The sequence below is a fragment of the Candidatus Propionivibrio aalborgensis genome, assembly GCF_900089945.1.
Lineage (GTDB): Bacteria > Pseudomonadota > Gammaproteobacteria > Burkholderiales > Rhodocyclaceae > Propionivibrio > Propionivibrio aalborgensis.
On the sequence record NZ_FLQY01000072.1, the window covers coordinates 1 to 22,159 of the forward strand.

A 22,159-nucleotide genomic window follows, 5' to 3' on the forward strand; every position below is an offset into this window, starting at 1 on the left:
CTGAAACCATTCGTCATTGATCGGATCGAAGAATATTTACAGCAGATTTCGGACTTGACTAGTTTTCGTGACGTAGGCAATGGCTTAAGTCGGCCCCCGCCTATAAATCACTTTGCTGATCTCGTTCCAGACTTGATGCTTGGTCACATAGGCGGCAAGCAGGAATCCGATCGCCCCGCCAGGAACCGAAATACATGTCGTGGTCAGTACGTCCGGGGAGCGCCATCCCATTTGCATCATAGTGGCCATTGGAACGGCTATCGCGCCGATCGCCAACCACAAACTCTTCAGCCAGCAGTGAAATAGTGCCTTAAGGGGAAAACCGATGCGCTTTTTGGCCATTCGCAGCCAGAGGCAAACGGAGATGGACGCAGCAACCACCAACAGTTGGCTCAGGGAAACAAGGTCCAGGGCGGCTCCGGCAAAGGTTGCCGCCACGTACAGTAAGGTAGCCACCACGGTAATCTTCAATGTATCGGTTGCTGCACCAATGGCTATCAAAGGCGTGTAGCAGACCGCGGAAGGAATACCGATCGCGTAGGCTAAGGCAAGCCAACGGGTTGGATTGACCGCATCGCCCCATTGATCGCCATACAGGATGTGGATAGCCGGGTAGGCCAGAACACAAATGCCGGAAAAGAACGCCCAGCCCAATCCCGTTACCAGCTCCATCGCAACAATAAAGGAGTCGGCGAAATCTCTCGATTCACGGAATTGCTTGGCAAAATAAGGTAAAGCCACCGCATTCACCGCATCCATTACCAGACGCTGAAACATGGTCACCAGTCCCAAAGCGCGACTGAATTGTCCGGCTGCGCTCATAGTCTGTAGCTTGCCGAGAAAGAGTTCTGGGGCCCCCATCGCAAGCGTGTTCATGAGTGAGTTCAGGGTCAGTTTCCCGCCAAACGATACAACCTCCGCAATCCCTTTTAACGTCGGTTTCCAATGCATACTTGGGCGTGCTATCAGCCACACTGCCAGGATGCCGGAAAGGGTTGTCAAGGCGTTCGCCCATGCCAGGCTGATCGGGCCGTGACCCGACCAGGCCAAGCCGATCGAGGCGCCGGCATGAACGACCGAACCGACAAAGCGGATGATTGCAATCGTGCCAAAACGCATGTCTCTCGCCAGCCAGGCGTAAGGGAAGGCGAGAAAAGGAGTAATCGCGAAATTCAAGGCGAGCACCAGCATGATATCGAGCATTCTTGGCTCGTTGTAAAACGTCGCGGCAGGTATTGCCGAAGCAAGAATGAGCAAGGCGATGAAAAGGCCCAGGCCAAGCTGTACGCTCCAGGTGGCTCTTATGCGTTCCGGAGTCAATTCCTTCTGCTGAACCAGATACTGTCCCGCACCGAGATCGCGGAAGGTGGCAACAAAGCCGAGAAGGACCATCGTGACCGAGTAGACGCCGATCTCCGAAGGCGTCAACAGCCGGGCGACCACCATTGCCGATGCGGTGTGAAGGACGAGTCCGGAATAGCGATCCAGGAACGATAAAGCGAGGGCTTTTCTGGTCGACACGAAGGTGCTTCCCTATTTCAGAACGAACAGCTTGCCGTGGCGACCAATGGCGGCCGATTCCGAACCATCACTATTTTTTTACCGTTGGCGTCAGCGCGGTTCGGGACTGCAGCCATTGCGCCAGCATCATCAATATCCAGACCAGTTCCCCGTAATAACCGGGATGTTGCGGCAGATATTCCTTGATCAGCCGGTCCAGAAACTCGGCACGCACAATCCCACGGCTACGTAATGAATCGAGAGAATCCATCGCCAGCGCACGCAACGCCGGGTGCTCGACCGCCCAAACCCCGAACGGCAGGCCGAATCCATGTTTCTTCTTGGTAATGATTTCACGCGGCAGGAAATCCTTGAGTGACTCCTTGAAAAACCAACGCAGCGTAAGCCCCTTGAGTTTGAGTTCCGGATCGAGGCGCAGAGAGAAATCGACAAGGCGGTTGTCCAGGAGCGGGAAGCCGACAGGGAGATCGGCCAACTTGTTGGCTCCGATGACCTTGGGCAGATCGTTGTCGGCCAGAGTGTACTTCCAGTCGTACCAGAGCATGCGGTTGACCAGTGCGCGACCGTCTCCCGATGCATAGGTTTCCCGCTGTTGCCGCAGCGTGTCGTCCGGGTTGAGCTGCGAGAGAAACTCGGAAGTAAGAACCTCGGACAGGCCGAGGCGGCCAAGCAGGTTATACATCTGCATCCGGTCCGGCATCGGAACACGGGCCTGTTCGATGTAACTGACCGCTTTCTTGATTCCCGGTATTTTCCCCGGCAGGGCGGTGGCGGTGAGCAGTGGTTCAAGAATCCCACGGCGCAGCGCGCTTGGGATGTTGTCGTAGGCGTTGAATACGCGCTGTTTCGCGTAGCGGGTGTTGCCACCGAAGAGTTCGTCGCCGCCGTCGCCGGCGAGGATGCGGGTAACACCTGCCTCGCGGGCCGCCTTGGCGCAGTAATAGGCTGGAACGACCGACGAATTGCCGAACGGCTGGTCGTAGGATGCCGCCACATCGGGGATGCTGCGCACAAGGTCGTTCGGCGTGACGTAGTACTCGTGGTGTTCAGCGCCGAAGTGGCGGGCCGCGATGCGTGCGTATTCCATCTCGTCGTAACCTGCCGCCTCGAAGCCGATGGAAAAAGCCTTGGCGGGTTGCCCTGTGACCTCACGCAGCAGGCCTGCTACGGTTGAGCTATCGGTGCCGCCGCTGAGAAAACAGCCAGTCGTTTGACCGTCGAGTTGATCGGTCACTGAATCGCGCAAGATTTGGCGGAACTCGGATTTCAATTCGGCGACTGGGGCGCGTTGGTTTTCAACAAAGTGGGGCCTCCACCATGGCGCAACGGTGAGCTGACCATTTTCAAACAGAGCGTAATGGCCCGCTGGTAAGCGATAGATGCCCTTGAACACGGTACGCGGTGCCGGGATCATGTGGAAGTAGAGATAGTCGTAGAGTGCCTGCGGGTCAAGTTCGGTATCGCTTCCCGCAAGATCGTCAGCGCGTTCGGCGACCTCGAGCCGCCCACCGGTAACCCGGTAGCAAAGTGAGCGGATTGCAAACCGGTCGACAGCGCAGAAAGTCTTGCCATCTGGCCACTCTATCGCAACAGAAAACTCACCTCTAACTGTGGATGGTGCATTTACTCCATGCCGGGCAAACGAAGCGAGCCATGGGCCAGCGTTGTCGTTTCCGCTAGAGATTTCCTGGATGGGCTCTACGATTGGGAGTTGACCTGAGGTCGTTACCTGAATCCGGTTCATGATATTTTCGTTGTAGGGTGTCGTGGTTGCGAGGGATGCAGGTAAAGGGTCACTTATTCGCGTCACCTTGATTGCGGGTCGTTTGCCAAGAATCTTGCCGTTTAATGGAGAGCAGATGCCGTGAGAACGCCAAGTAGCGCCATCCCCCTGGGTAACACAGAGATCTGAGGTGTGCTCCCCATGCGTCAAGAAACTTCCCTTGCTTCCTAAAGGAATCTGCCTCCGAATGCAGCAGGGAACCGATGCGCCTACGAATAGTCGAGACTATATGACGAGGAGGCTGGCTCGCTAGCATTCTTTGATAGAGAGGATGCATGGCAGCGGAGTAATCTGTGGACTTTGAGGCTGAATCAGGCGTGTCATGTATCCGGAATGTCGGTGCATCGACGACACCGATAGTTTTTTTATCCATGCATAGCTTGAACGCCAGCCATGTCCATTCAATGAGTGCATGCGGGTCTTCAAAATACTCCGCGCCAACTCGATCCGTGCGGAACAATGAACCACATGATGCAAGCCAGTTTTCTTTGAATAGCGTTTGAAAAGGAGACGACGCTGCATGATCTAACTCGCTAAAGCACACCATATCGTTTCCGGCGATACACCGGTAGCCATTCGAGACAACGAAATCAAGTTTCTCATTCGAACGCATTGGCGCTAAACGCAAATCGATAGCATGGGGAAGATATTCGTCATCATCGTCCAGAAAACAGAAATAAGGCGTCTGAACTGCGCGCCTTCCCGCAAGTATGGCTAAAGGCAAAGAACCTGTTTCAAGCGACAAGATACTTACGCTGTCAAGCTCCCGAAGCTTGCCGAGAACTTCTGGTGAGCGGCGGCTTCCATTGACGACCACAAGGATCTGCACCGGGTCGACTGATGCCGCGATGATGCTTTCGATAGCTCGCAATAGCGAATGGCGTCGTTTTTCTTCAGCCATGGTTGGAATGATCGTTGTGACGTCAGGCATTTCCAAAATACTCAGTTATTTCTCAAAACGAGCTACCAGTATTTGGTAGAGACCCAATCGTAGCCAATCGCGTATAAGATCATAAACTTTACCAATTCCTGCCAAATTTATTAACCGTAATAACTTTGGCGCACTTGTAATCCTAAAGATGCCAACATAGGAGAAGTCGAGGATAAATACTTTGTGTCTAAGAATTTCAAATGACGAAAAAAGCTGGCGAAGTTCAGCAGGTTTAAGCCAGTTCTCAATAATTTGGCTGCCCCCATTTATAGCATCCCATGCCCTTTTTACCTTGCCATTAGGCGTTGTAAGGATTAGGTAGCCCCCGTTTCGCAACAAATGGCGAACAGTGTCGGCGAAGAGCTTGTGATCCGGCACATGTTCAATTACTTCAGAAGTTACTACTAAGTCAAAACTGTCGTCTGGTCGCCATGTCAATATGTCCGTAGATTGAAAGTCAACTTGCGGCCAACGTTCGCTAGCCGACTGAATCGCCTGAGGAGATAAATCGACAGCTGTTACCGTCCCAAACTTCGACAGCTCCGCGGAAATCCATCCACGCCCACAGCCCAAATCACATATCCGTATTTCACGGGTTTTGAAATTTGGAAGTATCAGCGCCACGGCATGAAAAATCTCAGCTAGTCGTGTAACCTCGTCTGGGATTAGCCCTAATTTGTGGGTGCGCCAGTAATTATCGTAGTAAGCACGCTGATCTTTTAGTGGTACTTGATCGGAAGTGTTTTCCATCATATCTTTCCGGTGGTTTTTGGATTATTTGAAGGCAACTGCGCTGAATTATTTCACAGTCTGGTTTTGCGGGAATGATCGAAGAGTGGATTACTAATCACTATTGAAAGGCGCCCGGCATCAATTTTTCCGGCATTGACCTTTCAGTGGAGCCGATAGGCAAGGAAAATTCAGCAGTCGGTCCGATATCCAGCCCTTCGATAGAAGGTCGTCCGACGATTCCCCGTAGCCAGGAAAGGCTGTTGAGCCGAAAGTTCAGGACATCCTTCCCGGCGAAAGCGCTGCTCCACACGGGGTAGTTGCCTTGATGGATCCCAGGAAGGCCGTAATCAAAGAGTCCAATGCCGGAGATCAGGTTGTTGAATGTGTGTACCCGAAATCCCGCTGGTAGCTGTTTGGGCCACGCGCGGATAAACCAGGCCGGCTTGAACCCGTCGCTGATGAAGGTGTTGTGTGATAGCACCAGAGAGCTGGATGGCCAGGCGTTGCCTTCGGCGCCATAAGCAACCAGCACCGGGTTGGAAGTAGCCACACTTTGCCCGATCACGTTGCCGATAAGCGTCGCTTGACCCCCATTGGGCAAGTCAACTTCGTAGGACGCCGTACCCGTTGGGCCGTCAAGGATAAGGCTGTAGCGAATATCGGTCTTGCGCGCGCGAGACTTGATCAAATGAGCATTTTGGCCGGAGTGAAAACGGCTGCCGGATATTTTTAGCGAGGCGATGTGGCCGGCGTAGAGCAGGTGTAGTAAGTGACCTTGCTTTGGTGCTTCAGCAAAAAGGCTGCTTTCGATAGTCAGCTCAGCCTTTTCGTTGTTGCTGGTAAGTATCCCGTTCTGGTTGTCCAGAAATACGCAGTTCCTCACCAACAACTTTCCGCCCTCGAATCGAATACCGGCGCCATTTCCATCGGCGACGCGGGCCCCTCTGAACTCGATGTTGTCGATCATGAAGTCGCCATTACGAATCACCCAGATTGCTTTGCCCTCCGCACTTTTCCCGTCCGCGATCAGGATCGGGCGCCCACCCACTCCGCGGATTGTCAACTGTTTCTGTCCCCATAGTGCGACATCACCGCGCCACTCACCTGATGCGATCTCGACGATATCGCCATCCTTGGCCAATCGTGCTGCCTCGGATATTTTCTGCACATCGCCGTCTGGTCCGACGCGAATAACACGGGCGCTTGATAGTGTTGGCAATATTGCGCACAAAGCGAGGCACAGGGCTATGCAGGTACTTCGGTTCATTGCTGGACCACTTGAGCCGCAGGCGCTCGCTTTTTTGAATGCATCCTCTTTCGACGTTTGCCGAGCGTGCCGAGAGACAGCGCGTACAGGATCACCAGGTAGTAAAGAAATGCCAGCCTCGGCACGTCCGTCAGGCTATCGAAAAGTCCAACCACAAGGAATCCAATGATAGCGGCCGTCAAGTAGGGGGATATCTCGTGTTCTCTTGCGCTCCCCAGGTTCAATCGCCACAGCGCACACACTGTGAGCAGCAGGAAAAGCCCCAACCCTGCCATTCCCTGATCAAACAAAATGTTGACGAGCAAATTCTTTGCGTGCCAAGGCATGTGGTCTCGGTCACTGGTAAAGAACCAATGCTGCATTTCGTTAGTGAACTCACCGTTCCGCAGTAAATTGGCACCACGATCAGTAGTCAGCACCACATCATCAAGAGTAGCAGCCCCGCTCTTGTTCAAAATCCCCAAAGAAAACATCTTTAATCGCGGTGCGTACCACGGTCCGCCACTTAATTCCGCACCTGCCAGTCGTATATGTACAGGTTGCCACTCCGCATTTGTCGCCTTGACAGTCACACTCCCAACTACACACCCTCCCGGGTAAAGCAGTTGTTTTTCACAAACCTCCACATGAATTGCCGTGGCAGCGTTGGTCTTGACTTTGAGATCAACCACAAATGGACCTTTCGCACTAAAACTTAATCGCTGAGAAATCCTGAAGACGTCGCCGAAGCTGATTGGATGCCGTGGAGCAACAAGTGAAAGCCAAGAATTTCCATTTTGTTCCTTGATTTGATAGGTACCCGGGAATGCCCCGGTTGGGATAGCAAAATAATAATTTGCCGGAAACCTTCCCAAGCCTTTGCCAAAAGTGATATCCGCTGATGTCTGCAGCATGGCAACCGCTTGTCTCCAATGCAGCAGACGACCGTCGAGATCGCTGCTCGATGTGGAGAACCTGTCTCCCATGTAGGCTCCGCCACCGAATACGGAAATCAATCCACTGACTGCAACGGCAGTGGTTAGCAAACCACCTTGCCAACGGAGATCATTCGGCCATAGTGGCCGTTTGGAAAAAGCCGCCCAGACCAATATCAAGAACATCAAGGTCAGAGCCCCAAACGCTCCGGGTAATGCCTCGACCCCTCCCCAATACCCCGCGACGTTTGCTGCAGAGAGCATTAGGCCAACAAAGCTGGCCATAGTAATTGCCGGGCTTGATGCAATCGCCCATATTCTTGGCCAATACAGTGCTGGGAACGTCAGCATAAAAAGGAATGTGTAAAGGACGTACGGGCCTTTTGGCAAAAAATTGGACAAGACAACCAGAAGGGCTCCTAAAAACAAACCGGTCAAACAGGAAGAACAAAATTGTGCAAGCGATATTTTCCGTAGCACCTGGGGCATTGATAGCGAAATGGCAATAAGCCCAAACAACGCCAATAATCCGCGATAGCCTCCTGTCGGGAAAACAAGACCAGCCATTGTGCCCAGCAAAACTAGGGCAATCATCCAATGAAAAAATCCCCACGTCAGTGATTCTTGATGGATTTCAACGGGTTTCAATTGACTGCGCGTTTGCCAGGCGAGCAATGGCAAGGCCACCATCAGGGCAAGATAGACCCCTCGCGAAAATGTCGTTAGAGAAGCATACGCGGCAAGCCCTACCAGGCAGAGTGAAAGCACAAATTGAAAGGTACTTCGGGAATTTCGCAGCGCCCAGATGGAAAACGGAATGGTGAGCAGCAACCATCCATCCAGAGCTGCACCGCCGACATGCATCTCCCAAAACAGCGCGGTCGACCGATAATCGCTTGAAAAATCGAGCAGACCGGTAAACGCCAAGCGTTCCCATAACGCGGCTATCGAAGCGGTGCCTAGCCCGATGGCGATGCCCAAGCCCAATTTACGGCTCGTAATGGTGCCGAGCGTATTTTGTAGTCGAGCAATCAGCGGGATGAGCAGTAGTGCCAGGAAAAAACTCTTGCCAATGCGCACGCTGTTCATCGGACCATCGTAGCCTTGGAACCAGCCAAAAACGAATCCACCCGCGTCAGCAAAGCCGCGCGTCATCGATATCAGAATCGATACGGACATCAGGATTGACAGTAGTAGCAATAATGACGATGTGCGCTGGCTAGCGTCCAGCTTTCCATCGAAGGCGAATCTGGCATACCCACCCGTTGCTGTGGCCAGGACCAGCAAATCGAGCTCCTCGAAGCTAATCCAGCCCGTCCAGGGTGCGAACCCGGACACCGGCAATATTGCGGGAATAATGATCAGAAAGAGGCTGGGCTGATAAAACGAGATCACTGCAATGGCTACGAAACCGCTAATCGGCAAGAGCGTCCCAACGGGGTAGTTCAATGCGAGAAAACCCCCTAAGGTGATTGCAGTTAGTGCGACAAGGAGATTTATGACGCGGCTCAACATGTTTTCCGCTTTCAAACAAAAGGCCAATGCGAAAACGAAATGGCTGGTTTCTCCAAGGTCATTTCGACAATGCCGAATCAAGCAGTGTTGCCAATTGCGCAGCTCGTCCTTCTCGTGAGGCCTGTTCGACGATCTGCGGAAGCGGCAAAGTACACTTTGAGCGCCTGATCGCGTCCACAAATGCGGGTAAGGCTTCAACTATGTCTGATGCCGAATCAAGACGCACGATATCGCCAACGCCCGCATGACGCAGCGTAGCGGCGGTATCGCCCAGCGGGTCAGTCAAGGCTAAAATTGGGCGGTTTGCCCGCAGATACTCGTATATCTTTGCCGGAATTTGTTCATTGCAGTTCGATGCCTGCATGACCAGCAATCCGTCTACGTTCATCATTTCAGCGAGCGCCTCTTTGTATGGGATCGGTGGCTGGCAATCGATCAACTCGGCGATGCCATACTTGCTTGCGAGTGAGTTGAGCAAGTCATCATGTACGGAAGCGCGGAAGCGAATTTTTAGTGAGCCGGCCTGAATCTTTCCTTCAGCTTTTAGCTGACCGAGCGCTTCAAAAAATTGTGTCGGGTCTCTCTCTTCCGGGTAGACAATTCCACTGTGTAGCAGGGTTACTGCTCCCGGATGGATTCTCTGCTTCTGTGCGCCAGCATTCTCAACGGTGGAGAATGTCTCTTCGTCATAGCCATTTTCAAGAACCACCACTCGCTTTGCGGCACTCGGAAAACGTAGCTGGTATGTCCGGGCTGCGCTGGGTGTGGTAAATGTGGCGTATCGGGCTGACGAAAATGTTCGTTCTTCTATCGTTTTGTAGCTTTGCCAAACGAGTGGGTCGGCAGGGTATCCGTCTTGCACCATCGGATCGCGAAAGTCGGCGATCCAGGGCAGCCCGCTTCGCTTCTGTAGCTCGGCGCCAATCAGGTGCGCTGTTGCGATAGGGTAGGTGGACCAAATCGCTTGTGGCCTAAATTGCCGGATCATCCGCATGCCCTCATGGACAGCACCGATTTTCCAGCTTACCCAACGGTCAGGGCGTGCCATGGCGCCGATATAGCGGCCGGCAATGGAAAGATGGCGTGCGGTATCGAGTGCAAAGGCTCTTCGCACGATGGCACCTTCGGGAATGTCGGCCATGAGATCATCGCTGGTGCGCTCATAGGCGCGTGGATGAGCGCTGAGTACCATGGGTTCCCAGCCGAATTTTGGTAGATGTTGTACGAAGCGCAAGGTGCGCTGAATTCCGCTGCTACCAGCCAGCGGAGGGAAGTGGTAGGCAATCATCAAGAGGCGCTTCATGGCTTCTTAGTTGGCTGATGAGGAGTTCGTGGTCATTCGCGTTGCGTTGCCTTGGTCAGAGGGCGGAATTTCCTGGGTGGATTCTTTGGTCGATGCAGCCAGCCACGCGTGCAAACGCTTCAGCCAAGCCCAACGGTAAAGCGTGACGTGAAAGATGGTGCGGCTTTGCGTTGTCCAGCGGGTGTGCCATTCCATGACCTTGCCATAGAACTCGATACGCGGGAACTTGTGCTCTGCAAAAAGCTGCTGGAATTGATCGTGGCGCATCAGCGTTGAGGGCGAAGTGGTTTTGTAAGATTCGTCATAAGCTGTTTTCAGAATCACGATAGCGGCGTGATCATGAATGCAAAGATCCATCGCTACGATCTTTTCACCGAACCAGTAGCGGTAGATTCGCCCTCGCCCCAACGCGCAGAAATTTTCAAGCATAATTTGATAGAAATGCCCCTGGGCGTTGTCTGATAGGATCGCCGTTCCGTCAGCCGCCTTCCAACCAGTGCTTTCGAGCGACCCATAGTCTTCAATTGCTTTCTTGACATCTTCTGGCCCGGTAACGCATTCCATCCTTATTTCGATACCTTCTGCCAGCAGTTTGTTACGCTGTTTTCGCGTGTTTTGCTTAAGATTCTTCCCACGCGCCTCCCAGTACGCTTCAAAACTGCCGTCAACGTCTACCCAGGCAGTCTGGATGTAGTCTTGAGTCCGTACCTTGGGGCCATTGTCTGGTCGGACTTGAATGCGAGGGTCGAGCTGACTGGCGCCGATACCCAAAGTACAGCCCGGCAGTTGATCCATAAGCTCATTGCAAGCAGCAACGAGATCAACTTTGCCGTCCGAAATCCATGCGCCAAGCGGAAGCTGTGAAGGCTGAAAAGTCTGCCATATACCTTTCTTCCCCCTTTGCATGATGACTGCTGCACGAAGGCGGTCTTTTGAATGGAGTAGGCACAACAATTCATTGCCGGCACCAAAGGTGACCACACTAGGTTGCAGGAACGCAGTTTCGAGGAACGGCGTGCCCGGACGGGACTGGGCAAGCGCGTCCCACTGATTGGCATACTCGGCGAATTGCTTGATCGGGTGTAACGTCCAATTCATTGCTTGTTCTCGCTGTGCCGTGTGAAATCGGATATTCTTGGTCCGAACATCAGTCCCTGGAACTGCTGGTTTAGTTCTGGATTGTTGTAGTTTCAATGCATATTGTTTAGTTATTTCCATCAGCTTCTTTGCAATGCGCCCGGAAATTTCTTTCACGAGCAATGTAGAGCCAAGCAGTGTACGAGGGTTGTAGGCGACAATACCCCACCGCTCGCGTCGATCGGTCATCCAGAACGGCTTGTATTCGTCATCGCCAATCAAAAAGTCCACTTCCTTGACGTGGTCGCGATCGATAACGTGCTGCATCAAGTGACTGGTCAGAACTGTGCCTGGTGAAAATGAAGCGAATGCCTTGTGGTACGCGACTTTGTAGATGCTCGCTTTTTCCTGTCCGACAATCCATATCTGGGCAGCGACCGGTCTTCCGCGCAGGTGGGCTATTCCGAGGCGAAGCATACCGATGGAGGCAAGGCGGTGGATCAATGACGGGACAAAGTCGGCATAGGGCTCTGGAACTTTCCAGCTGGCCATATACACTTCATGAAATGCGGCAATGGCCGGTTCAATGCCTTCAGGGCTTGTCACTATTTCTAGGGTTCCGCCTTCTGCAGCGAATTCTTTGCCTCGTCGCTTGATGCTGCTACGCAGGTTGCTACTTCGCCTTCTGAGGTAGCCTTCCCAGTCGTCCCTTACCTTGAGATACCAATTGCCAAAACAGAAGAATTCGAAAGGAATCCAGCCGATGGCGCGTAACCCGTTCAATATTCCCATGAATGCGAGGGATTCTGGGTCCATCGGCGCAAAGCGCATGACGTGCGCGCCACCGTGGTCAAGTGTGGCAGTGGTGAGTAAATGACGGATAGCCAGCAGATCGCTGTCTTTACTCAGTAGGGGTGAATAGAGAGAGGTGTAATAGTTTCCTAGCGACTCGATAGCTTTAACTTTTCCCTGAGTCGACAGTCTTAGCGGAAGGATGATCAGGGGGTGCTTGTCGTCAGAAGAAAAGTAATAACGCACCCCAGGATCGTCAGGATAAACCTGTTGTTGCATGAGATCGAACCAGTCGATAGAGGTTTCGATGTTGTCCTTTGCGACGAATTCATCAAGATTGTATTGCCCATGGGAGAAATCCTTGACGTGCAAGAAAGTTTTGACTTCGACCGGTTCGCCGAGGGTCATGTCGGCTGGATTAGTCAGCGACCTCGAGCTGCGCAGAGTTTGCCGCAATATTTTGAGTAACGAGAAAGCGGTGCCAAATGAATTGTTTCTGAATATCTGGATATTCAGAATGGTGCAGCCGAAAGTGGCCCACTCTTTCTGGTCGCGTGTGGTATTGGTATAAAATTCGATGGTCTTAGCGGTTTGCAAGTCCAGCTGTTCCTGGATAATGCGCTGAAGCAATATTCGACCCGGGGCAAAACGAGCCAGTGTTTCGTCGTACGTCGTCTTCAGAATGACGAACATCCGATCATTGACAATTGCCAGGCGTGAAGCGGCTAGCTGATCACCAATGCGCAATTCATAAACGGCTGCTTGATCCGAAAGCGCAAAGAGGCGAAGAACCTCGGAATAGAAAGCGCCTTGCTCATTGTCGATTGAGATGGCCGTCCCAGCCTTACCTTTCCATCCAGCCGATTCGAGTTCGCCAAACCGACCGACTCCAGCGCTCATTTCAGCGGAGCCAATAGATTTGGAGAGGACTGGCTTACTGAATTCGGTTTCGACACGGTTGAGATATCGTCGAACATTGGCTCTCAGATTTCTTGAGCGTTTATTCCAGTATTCAGTAAAACTAGTGTGCGGGTTAACTCCGATCGTGTTTGTATGAGGAAAAACGAGATTGACTAATCCATTTCGTGAGAAATCGGGTGAATAGCGCGGGTCGATGGCGTAAAGCTCGAGTGACCAGGCAAAGCCAGGAAGCGCATCAAGCAGCGTTTTCAGTACACGTGCATCGTCAAGCAGCAGTGCGGTTGCTTGGGATTGTGATGGCTTGAAGCTTGACCAACGCCCCATGCCGTCCGCTTGCAGAATCAAGGCGCCGGTTACAAGGCCATCAGAACGATGAATACAAAGCTGTTCTCTTCCAGACGCGAAAAACTCAAGCATCGGGCCAACAAAGCGACTGTCATACAATGGGTGGCCGGCGTAGAGTTGCTTATTCAGGCGATCCCAGTCTTCTGAAAACTTTGGGAATGCTGTTTTTGCTTGATGGAATTCCCAGCCCATCATCGTTCACTTCGCCAAGGGAGACGAAGGGTTTTCGCCAGGACTGTGATCATCCACTGCATCTGTATTTTGGTCAGTGCCTGATGGCACGGTAGATGGAGAAGGTGAAGTCGGTAGTTATGCGCGACCGCACAATCTGAGACGGCCATTTCGTCCCAGCGCCAGACCGGAACCCCCAAATGTTTCAGCCGATAAAAATGCGGGTAAGGGAAGGCTATATGTAGGGGAAACATGTACGGAAAACTGTTCTCAGGCAGATCGGGAAACAGCGCATGGCAATTCGGCAGCTCCGCCACGGCATCGGCCCAGTGCTGGTAGTTGCCCCGCCGACGTTTCCCATTGTCGCAAATGGAAGACAGCTTAACGATACACCGGGAACCAAACAACGAGGCTGTTCCGGATTCGGCGGCGGAATATTGTGGCGAGGGTCTTGCATACGCTGTTGATAGCTCTCTTCCGGCGACCAGCGGTTGCGTACCCAACTCGGCAAGCTGCGTGTCGATCAAGCCGATGTCAGCTGCGGTGGGGCCAGTTGATCGGTATTTCTCGAGTGTTCGTTTTAGGCCACGAAGCTCTTGTATCACGCCTGCTGATTTGGTAGTCACTGTGTCGAGTGGCCGAGGGTCGGGCGAATAAAGCAATCCGCCATCTGCACAGGCGAAAAACTTGTAAGGGCTTGCTGCCACAAAACGGCCAAGGACTCCAGTACCGGGTGCCTGAAAGGTCTCGGTGAACAACGTATGCGAACAGTCTTCGATGAACGCGATTCGGTGTGTGTCACACCAAAGCTTCAATTCAGTGAAATCCTTTGCTAGGCCAAAGTAATGCGTGGCTAGCAACGCCTTGACCGGTTTGCCGTGCGCAACGAGCAGTTCATCCAGCTTGGTCAAGTCGGGTGACAAATCGTGATGTAACGGGTATAGCAGGATATCCGCATGCAGCGCAATGGCCGGGTCGAGCATGGTTACGCAGTGGTACGCCGGAGCGAGAAGAGCTCCATTACGACCAACACCGGTAATTCTGTAGGCTTCCCCCAAGGCATAGCGGCCACGAGTGAAGTGGCGATAATTTCCGGGAATGCAACGCCCTAATAATTCCGGAGGCCACTTGCCGGACAAAGAAATATCGGGTTTGTCGGGCAGATGAGATACTCGCGGTTTCGGGAAACCGCAGGGTTCTGGGTCGAATTGGGCAAGTTCCAATTTCAAGGCTAAACGTTCAGAATGCTGACAGTGGGTTCACACGAGAATCTCAATGCATGCTGCATGGCCGAGAAAGGCCTGGGGACTCGCGGTGTAACCATAGGCGCCAGACTGGTAAATGACGATCAGATCGCCGGCTTGAGCCACCGCGAGGTCCATCCGGTCGGCCAGCAAGTCAAGCGGGGTGCATAGCGCACCGACGACCGAGGCGTTTTCGTGCGGTTCACAGCCCATTTTGTTGCCGACGACGACCGGGTGGTTTTTGCGGATCACCTGGCCAAAATTTCCTGAAGCCGAAAGGTGGTGGTGCAAGCCGCCGTTGGTCACGAGAAAGACCTGCCCGCGCGAAACCTTGCGGTCGAGCACCTCAGCAACGTAGATGCCGGCTTCGCCGACAAGGTAACGTCCCAGCTCGATGACCAGTTCGGCTTCGGGCAGTTCACGGTTGGCACGTTCGGCCAGGGTGGCAAGATTGGCGCCGATCGGCCCCAAATCCAGATGCGCTTCACCGGGGAAGTAGGGGATGCCGAAGCCACCGCCGAGATTGAGAAAACGGACCGGCGAGGGCGCAGCTTGCGCCAGACGCAGTGCCAAGTCGAAACTCTTGCACTGGGCTTCGACGATCGCTTCGGCTTTCAGATTTTGCGAGCCGGCAAACAGATGGAAACCTTCGAACGTCAATCCGGCTCGGCCGATTTCAGCCAGTAGTTCGGGCACCTGCTCGGCGTCGACTCCGAACTGCTTGGGACCGCCGCCCATCTTCATACCCGAGCTTTTCAACTCGAAATCGGGATTGACGCGGGCCGCAACGCGCGCCTTGTGGCCCGCGCTGCCATTCGCGTCCTGTTGGATGTCAGCCAGCTCAGCGACTTCGCGAAAGGACTCGACATTGATCAATATGCCGGCTGCAACAGCCTGCCGAAGCTCCTTGCGACTTTTTCCGGGGCCGGCAAAGCTGATGTCTCTTGGATTTGTACCGCTGTCGAGGGCAATCTTCAATTCGCCGCCAGAGGCCACATCAATGCCGTCGACGAGGCCGGCCATGTGGCACACCAGGGCCGGCATCGGGTTGGCTTTCATCGCATAATGCAACTTGATCGAAGCCGGCATCGCAGCGCGCAGTTGTGTTACGCGATCGGCAAGCAGTTTCCGGTCGTAGGCATAAAACGGTGTTTGTCCGACGCGCCCGGCGAGGCGGGTGAGGGGGATTCCGCCGACGACAAGTTCGCCATCACTGACGGGGAACTGAGCCATCGGCGCATGCATTGGGGTTTGGCGTTCGTTGACTGACATAGAGGATTCCTGGAGGCGAGAGCTTATGAAGCGCTCTGCCGATCGTTCCATTCGGTTGATAATGCTTTGCGGTCAATCTTGCCATTCGGATTGCGCGGCAAGGGGCCATCCCTGACGTCGATGTGCGCCGGTACCATGTAGGCCGGCATCAGTTTACGACATTCGGCGAGCAGCGCTGCAGTATCAAGCTTGCCGCCGTCTACTGGCGTGGCGATGACCTGGATAGCCTGCCCAAGCATGTCGTGATCGACACCGAAGGCGACGCATTCACCGACCAGTCGTGTGGCATAGAGCACTTCCTCGACCTCGGTGGGGCTGACCCGATAGCCCGACGTTTTCATCATTTCGTCACGGCGGCCGATGAAGTAGAGGAATCCCTCTTCATCCCGGCGCACCGTGTCGCCGGAAAAGACGGCCAGCTCCGGTAGCACCAGCCCGGCTTCTCGTCCCGGCGCTCCGGGTGGCAGCGGCTTGTAGCGTTCGGCGGTTTTTTCGTGATCGTTCCAGTAGCCCATGCCGACCAGCGCGCCACGATGCACCAGCTCGCCGGGCTCATTGGGCGCGCACAGCGAACCATCGTCGCGCAGGACGAGGATCTCGGCGTTGGGGATCGCCTTGCCGATCGAGTCAGGCCGGCGATCGACTTCGTCGGGCGGCAGATAGGTTGAGCGGAAGGCTTCGGTCAGGCCATACATCAGATACGGCTTTGTCATCGGCAGGCGCGCGCGCAGCGCGGCCAGCGTCTCGCGCGGCATGCGTCCGCCGGTATTGGCGAAATAACGCAGATGCTCCGTGATGCCGGTAGGCCACTCAAGTTGCGTAAGTTGAATGAACAGCGGCGGTACCGCGGTCAGGCCGGTAACCCGCTCGCGTTCGAGGGCTTTGAGAACGTCGCGTGGCATCAGGTAGTTGAGCAGGACGACACGAGCGCCGACGTGGAAGGCCGTGGTGAGCTGGCTGAAGCCGGCATCGAAGGACAGCGGCAGGGCGGCAAGCAGGGTGTCATCGGCCGAGTTTTCCAGGTAGCTCGCTACGCTCTTGGCGCCGGCGACCATGTTGCGATGCGAAAGCACCACGCCCTTGGGTTTTCCGGTGCTTCCCGACGTGTACAGGATGGCGGCCATGTCCGTATCGATGACCCGGTGTCCGGCGCGCTGCGGCGTGCTCAGCAGGTCGTTCCAGGGCAGATGCGCAACCGGGCCGCTGTCGGGCGGCAATGTTTCCGCATTGACCAGCACGATATGACGCAAATCGTGACAGGTTTCCAGTATCGGGTTCAGCAGTGGCAACCGTTCAATCGAGGTGATCAGCGCGCATACATTGCAGTCGCGCATGATGTAAGCGACCTGTTCGGGCTTGAGCAAGGGATTGAGCGGAACGAATACGCATCCGGCCGCCGTCGCGCCAAAACTCGCGATGACGGTTTCAAAACGCTTTTCGAGGTAGATGGCAATACGTTCGCCGCGCAGCAGGTCGAGTGCGCGCATACCGCTGACGAATGCCTCAATTGAGCTGTGCAACTCGCCGTATGTCATCGACTGCTTGCCGTAAGTGAGCGCAATGGCCTGTGGATTGCGCGCGGCGGAATGGTTGATCAGATCGGGGAGCAGAAAGGAGTTGGTCATCGTCAAGGAATTGGCGTGTCGGGTCAGTGGGCAATTTTAGCGAATAGTGCGGCAGCGCATCGTGAAATTGTTCCGCTGACGGCGAATTCAGGGCAGTTAGAATCGCGCTGCCGATCAACGCCCGCCGGGTGCCGCGAAGTGCCAGCAGGTTTCTGCCGGTATAATCATGGCCTGAAATTTTGATGGCATGCGTGCTGCGTAAACGAGGAGGTTTTGTGGATATCAAGAAAGCGGTGTTGTCGATTCTCGATGAGGTGTTGAGCCTCAAGGGCCGGTCAGACGGGTTTACCCTCGAAACCCCACTGCTTGGCGCCATTCCCGAGTTGGACTCGATGGCTGTGGTAGCGCTTATCACCATGCTCGAAGATCGCTTCGGATTCATGGTCGACGACGATGAAATCGACGGCGCCGCATTTGCTTCGGTCGGCACACTGGTGGACTTTGTCGAGGTCAAGCTGGCCGCCTGAAGCAAATGATATATGACGCTTGACGCCTTCTATTTGCCGACACCGTCGAACGCATCAAGCCAACGGTTTTGCTTGTTCCACAAACCTGACCCCCAGACTGCCTGGCGCGGTGCGGTCGTGTACGTTCATCCGTTTGCCGAGGAAATGAACAAGTCGCGGCGGATGGCGGCGTTGCTGGCAAGGGCCTTGGCTGGCGTGGGCTATGCCGTGCTGCAGATCGATCTGCAGGGCTGTGGCGATAGCTCGGGTGATTTTGGTGATGCGACCTGGGAGGGCTGGATCGAGGATGTCTGTCTGGCCTGCAATTGGCTGCAACAGCACAGTGATGCCGAGCTCTGGTTATGGGGTTTGCGCACTGGCGGTCTGCTGGCCAGTGCGGCCGCTGTCCGAATCGATCGACCAAGCAGCTTGCTGTTGTGGCAACCGGTGGTTTCTGGCAAGCAGTTTCTGCAGCAGTTTCTGCGTTTGAAGCTGGCCAGTGAAATGCAGGGTGGCGATCCCAAGAAGTTGATGGAGCGCATGCGTGGGCAACTGGCGCAAGGCCAATCGGTCGAGATTGCAGGTTATCGGCTTTCGTTCGGACTGGCGGACGGTCTGGAGAAGGCAGAGCTTTCACCCGCTGAGCAAACGACCAGAATCGAATGGGTCGAGTTGTCGGCCAAACGAGAAGAAGGTGTTGATGCAACGGCAAGTATGTCGCCTCTGGCCACCACTAGGCTTGAGAAGTGGCAATCGGCAGGGCTGCACGCGCGAGGTCGAGTGGTTTGCGGCCCGTCATTCTGGCAAACCACCGAGATTACCGAGTGTCCGGCACTGCTTGAGGCCAGCACGCAGGCCATGATGGAAGATGCGCCTGCATGAACTTCACCGAAGAAGCTTTCGTTTTCTCCGCTGGCGGCGAAGAACTGCTGGGTATCATTGCCAAACCTGAAATACCGCAAGATTGTGGCGTACTGATTATCGTCGGTGGCCCGCAGTACCGCGTAGGCAGCCATCGGCAATTTCTGCTGTTGTCGCGTCGGCTGGCGAGCGAAGGCTATCCGTCGATGCGTTTCGATTTTCGTGGCATGGGCGACAGCGGTGGCGCAATGCGCGACTTCGATAATGTTGCCGATGACATTGAGGCAGCGACCGCGGTCTTTCAGCAGACCTGTTCGTCAGCCAGACGCGTCGTCCTTTGGGGGCTGTGTGATGCGGCTTCAGCCGCACTTCTGTATGTGCAGGCTACCGGCGATTTTAGGATTGCCGGCTTGGTCTTGCTTAACCCCTGGGTCCGTTCCGAAGCCAGTTTAGCTCAAACACATATCAAGCATTATTACGGCCAGCGCTTGCTGCAAAGGGAATTCTGGGTCAAGTTGCTGAGCGGGAAGATGCGACTCCTGGAATCGGCTCGCGGCTTGATACGCGATGCGCTCAAGGCCCGCAAGTCGGGCGTTGGCGCCAAGAGTGAATTCCGCTCATTTCAGGATCGCATGGCCGATGGATTGCGGCATTTTCAGGGAAAAGTGCTGCTGATATCGAGCGGGCAGGATTATACGGCCAAGGAGTTTCTGGAGTATGCCGGTGCAAACGCCGCATGGGCGGGTTTGCTAAGCACAGACGGCATGAGCCGGGTCGATATTCCCGACGCTGACCATACTTTCTCGTCTCAAGCACAGCGATCCAGCGTCGAGAATGCCACGCTTGACTGGCTAAAAAGGCTGGAAATCTGAATTAATCGCCGCGAGAAGCCGTGCCGAACGACGTTGAGCAAAACGTCATGTTGGGGATGCAGCAATCAGCCTTGCTGTCTTTCTGATCAGGTCAAGGCACTTTTTTAGGCCGAGCTGTAAGCAGTTTGAGGACATGCGTCTCTGCGGTTTGCAGTGCTTGCTCGACGACATCGCGACTCACCGCGGAAAATGGTGTAAGGACATAGTCAACGCGATTGAGTTTCGCCCCCTCCTGATCTACGCCGATCTTCACCCGCCGGAAGGCATCGCTTTGGAAGGCCTCGAGAATCGATGCTACGCCACGATGTCCTCCCGCGCCACCGCTCTGGCGGCTGCGGACTGAGCCCAGCGGCATGTCGAGATCATCGAAGACGAGAATGCATTGTTCCGGTTCAATGGCCATCTGTTCAGCCAGCCGTTTCAGCCCGCCGCCTATCAGATTCATCGCCATTTTTATCTTGACCAAGCATACTTGATGGCTTTGGAATGCTCCGCGTGCGATCCAGGCTCCGGGAGTTCCGTCCCAGTTCAATCCAGCGGAAACAGCGAAATGATCGACGAGCCTATGGCCGACGTTATGCGGTGTTTCAGCATACTTCGCTTCAGGGTTGCCCAGCCCGATGATTAACTGTTCGCCAGCTTCAATGGGACGCAGGCAGTGTGGCGTTTCCTGCGGATCGAGGTCTGCAGGTGACGCACCGGCTCCGAATGCAGGCAAGCCGGACGGATTTTTCCGGTCAGGGCATTCGTTACAGAAGCCCATGCGCTCGCAATCGTCGCGCCAGCAGGCGATATCACCGGTGCGCGCCATGATGAAGCGCAGTAGATGATCCTGTTTGTTGGTGCCCTTGAGCAGGACCAGATCGCCTTCGCGGGTGATTGAATTCAGGTACTCGACGGCATTGCGGACATTCCTGAATGCGCGCAATGCGTCTTCTGCTCCGGCTTTGCGTGCCTTCAGAACTTGTGAAGCCCAGGGACCGACGAAGATCGTCAAGTCGGCAATCTCCTGCGCCCGCTTCGCCACCTTGATATACTTTTCGGGTGCGCCGGCGCCACAGTCCGAAAGCGAGCCGATGACGATAATTTTCCGCCTGGCCCGTGCCGTTGCGATGAATTCGAAGCAGGTCTCAGCCGTCCACAAGGGGGCTTTATAGTCGTCCCGGATGAAGGTCACTCCCTCAGGCGTATCTACAGGTTGCATCCGACCGACAAAGGGGGCTACGCTGGCAATTCCGGCGGCACACGCTTCGAGCGAAAGGCCTGTGGCCAGTCCGCCGCCTATGGCCCCCAGCACGGAAGGAACCCAGTGCGTTCCACACAATTGAGTGCGCAGTCTTACGCGTTCAGAACCGCGTACCAGCGTCATCTGCAGACGCTCCGGCCAGACCGAACTGATCTCTTCGGCGCGCAGTTCAGCCTTGGCTGAAAGACCGTAGGTGATGACCCCGGCAACGGATTTTGCCGCCATGGCAAGGACCAGTTCGTCGTCGGCATTGAGGACGGCGGTGCCGGTGGCCGGGAGCGCGGTGATGAGCTTGCCCATTTCTGCGGCGATGGCCTCGCGCGACTCAAAAGCGCTCCAGTGGTCGAAGCCAACAATGGTGACGATTCCTACGCCGGGTTGCAGCAGGGCGACTTGTTCATCCATCACCCCCGGCTTGTTTTCGCTCAGTTCGGCCGCGAAGAAAGTGTCACTGGGCCGCAGGCGCATCATGGCCTGTGCCGTAGCATCGATGTTGTTCAATGACCCGATCGTGCCTACACCACGACCGCTGCGGCCGAGCATGCCGAGCAGGAGTTCCTTGGTTGTGGTCTTGCCGACACTGCCGGTAACCCCGATGAAAACCGGCTTCTTGAGAAATCGCCGCCAGTGCGGGGCAATTCCGACGATGGCGCGATCGACCAGATCGTCGCCCGTCAGTCGGCGAACCCGCCAAAGCAGAGCCCCGGACAAGCGGGCGAGAATACCGAATGGAGTCATACGCATTAGTTCGTCATTTTCTTTTGGACTGGAGTTCCAACAATTCGAGTACGCGCGCCTCGGCAGTCAAAATCGACTGGTCAATGGTGGCGCGGCTATCGTCATCAAAAGCCGTCAGAACATAGCTTATGCGATCGAGTTTTTCCCCCGCCTTCCCCACGCCGACCTTGACCCGCTGGATGGCGTCGGTTTGAAACGCCTCCAGAATTGAGGCGACCCCACGATGCCCACCGGCACCACCGTTTATGCGGGTTTTCACTGCACCGAGCGGCAGGTCAAGATCGTCGAATACCAGAATGCATTGCTCAGAGCCAAACGCCATGCTTTCCGAAAGCTGTTTCAGCCCGGCACCGGTAGCGTTCATGGGCATTCTGATCTTGATCAGACAGACCGCACGCCCCTTCGATGATCCGCGTGCAATCCAGGCTTCGGGTGTCGCATCCCAAATCAGTTCAAAGGAGGCCGCCAGTCGGTCCACCACCTCATAGCCAATGTTATGTGGTGTGTTGGCATACCTGGCTTCGGGGTTGCCAAGACCGACGATCACCTGTAGTTCGGGTTCAAGAATATGCGGACCAGATGG

At 54.9% G+C, this 22,159-nt stretch carries 16 protein-coding genes; 3 read left to right on the top strand and 13 right to left on the bottom strand.

What is annotated here, in order from left to right; translation table 11 throughout:
* Positions 1 to 84 precede the first annotated feature (84 nt).
* The 11 genes from PROAA_RS04770 to PROAA_RS04820 form a co-directional block, all read right to left on the bottom strand.
* Complete coding sequence (locus PROAA_RS04770; protein WP_281182239.1) at positions 85 to 1,446, bottom strand: lipopolysaccharide biosynthesis protein; 1,362 nt, start codon at positions 1,444 to 1,446, stop codon at positions 85 to 87.
* A 145-nt stretch (positions 1,447 to 1,591) separates the two neighbouring features.
* The gene (locus PROAA_RS04775; RefSeq protein ID WP_186410245.1) at positions 1,592 to 3,265 is read right to left on the bottom strand and encodes an asparagine synthetase B family protein; all 1,674 of its coding nucleotides are present in this window, start codon (positions 3,263 to 3,265) and stop codon (positions 1,592 to 1,594) included.
* 49 nt (positions 3,266 to 3,314) lie between these two features.
* Positions 3,315 to 4,235 carry a glycosyltransferase family 2 protein gene (locus tag PROAA_RS04780; protein WP_186410246.1) on the bottom strand — a complete coding sequence of 307 codons (921 nt, stop codon included), beginning with the start codon at positions 4,233 to 4,235 and terminating at the stop codon, positions 3,315 to 3,317.
* Positions 4,236 to 4,250: 15 nt separating this feature from the next.
* Complete coding sequence (locus tag PROAA_RS04785) at positions 4,251 to 4,985, bottom strand: class I SAM-dependent methyltransferase (protein WP_186410247.1); 735 nt, start codon at positions 4,983 to 4,985, stop codon at positions 4,251 to 4,253.
* A gap of 100 nt (positions 4,986 to 5,085) precedes the next feature.
* Positions 5,086 to 6,186 (bottom strand): right-handed parallel beta-helix repeat-containing protein, encoded by a 1,101-nt coding sequence (locus tag PROAA_RS04790; RefSeq protein WP_245664166.1) that lies wholly within the window; start codon positions 6,184 to 6,186, stop codon positions 5,086 to 5,088.
* Between the two features lie 44 nt (positions 6,187 to 6,230).
* Positions 6,231 to 8,744, bottom strand: coding sequence for a hypothetical protein (locus tag PROAA_RS04795; protein ID WP_186410249.1), 2,514 nt, complete (start codon positions 8,742 to 8,744; stop codon positions 6,231 to 6,233).
* Positions 8,722 to 9,966, bottom strand: a complete 1,245-nt coding sequence (locus tag PROAA_RS04800) for a glycosyltransferase (RefSeq protein ID WP_186410250.1) — start codon at positions 9,964 to 9,966, stop codon at positions 8,722 to 8,724. Before PROAA_RS04800 ends, PROAA_RS04795 begins: the two co-directional genes overlap by 23 nt.
* 6 nt (positions 9,967 to 9,972) lie before the next feature.
* A complete protein-coding gene (locus tag PROAA_RS04805) occupies positions 9,973 to 13,296 on the bottom strand; it encodes a GNAT family N-acetyltransferase (protein WP_186410251.1) in 3,324 nt (1,107 codons plus the stop codon).
* Positions 13,293 to 14,501 carry a DegT/DnrJ/EryC1/StrS family aminotransferase gene (locus PROAA_RS04810; protein WP_186410252.1) on the bottom strand — a complete coding sequence of 403 codons (1,209 nt, stop codon included), beginning with the start codon at positions 14,499 to 14,501 and terminating at the stop codon, positions 13,293 to 13,295. The genes PROAA_RS04805 and PROAA_RS04810 overlap by 4 nt, the downstream gene beginning before the upstream one ends.
* 30 nt (positions 14,502 to 14,531) lie before the next feature.
* Positions 14,532 to 15,788 (bottom strand): pyridoxal-dependent decarboxylase, exosortase A system-associated, encoded by a 1,257-nt coding sequence (locus PROAA_RS04815; protein WP_186410253.1) that lies wholly within the window; start codon positions 15,786 to 15,788, stop codon positions 14,532 to 14,534.
* Positions 15,789 to 15,811: 23 nt separating this feature from the next.
* Positions 15,812 to 17,413, bottom strand: a complete 1,602-nt coding sequence (locus PROAA_RS04820; protein ID WP_186410254.1) for an acyl-CoA ligase (AMP-forming), exosortase A system-associated — start codon at positions 17,411 to 17,413, stop codon at positions 15,812 to 15,814.
* Between the two features lie 215 nt (positions 17,414 to 17,628).
* On the opposite strand from PROAA_RS04820, the gene PROAA_RS04825 reads away from it, so the two are divergent.
* The 3 genes from PROAA_RS04825 to PROAA_RS04835 are packed head-to-tail and all read left to right on the top strand — an operon-like array spanning position 17,629 to position 19,592.
* Positions 17,629 to 17,880, top strand: coding sequence for an acyl carrier protein (locus PROAA_RS04825; RefSeq protein ID WP_186410255.1), 252 nt, complete (start codon positions 17,629 to 17,631; stop codon positions 17,878 to 17,880).
* A gap of 12 nt (positions 17,881 to 17,892) precedes the next feature.
* A complete protein-coding gene (locus PROAA_RS04830; protein ID WP_186410256.1) occupies positions 17,893 to 18,741 on the top strand; it encodes a hydrolase 2, exosortase A system-associated in 849 nt (282 codons plus the stop codon).
* Entirely contained in the window at positions 18,738 to 19,592 is an 855-nt protein-coding gene (locus PROAA_RS04835) for a hydrolase 1, exosortase A system-associated (RefSeq protein ID WP_186410257.1), read from the top strand. Before PROAA_RS04830 ends, PROAA_RS04835 begins: the two co-directional genes overlap by 4 nt.
* A gap of 91 nt (positions 19,593 to 19,683) precedes the next feature.
* Here the strand turns inward: PROAA_RS04835 and pth (PROAA_RS04840) are convergent, their stop codons facing one another.
* The gene (gene pth, locus PROAA_RS04840; protein ID WP_222102105.1) at positions 19,684 to 21,576 is read right to left on the bottom strand and encodes an aminoacyl-tRNA hydrolase; all 1,893 of its coding nucleotides are present in this window, start codon (positions 21,574 to 21,576) and stop codon (positions 19,684 to 19,686) included.
* A 13-nt stretch (positions 21,577 to 21,589) separates the two neighbouring features.
* Positions 21,590 to 22,159, bottom strand: a 570-nt coding sequence (pth, locus tag PROAA_RS04845; protein WP_186410259.1) for an aminoacyl-tRNA hydrolase, incomplete at its 5' end; no start/stop codon positions are given.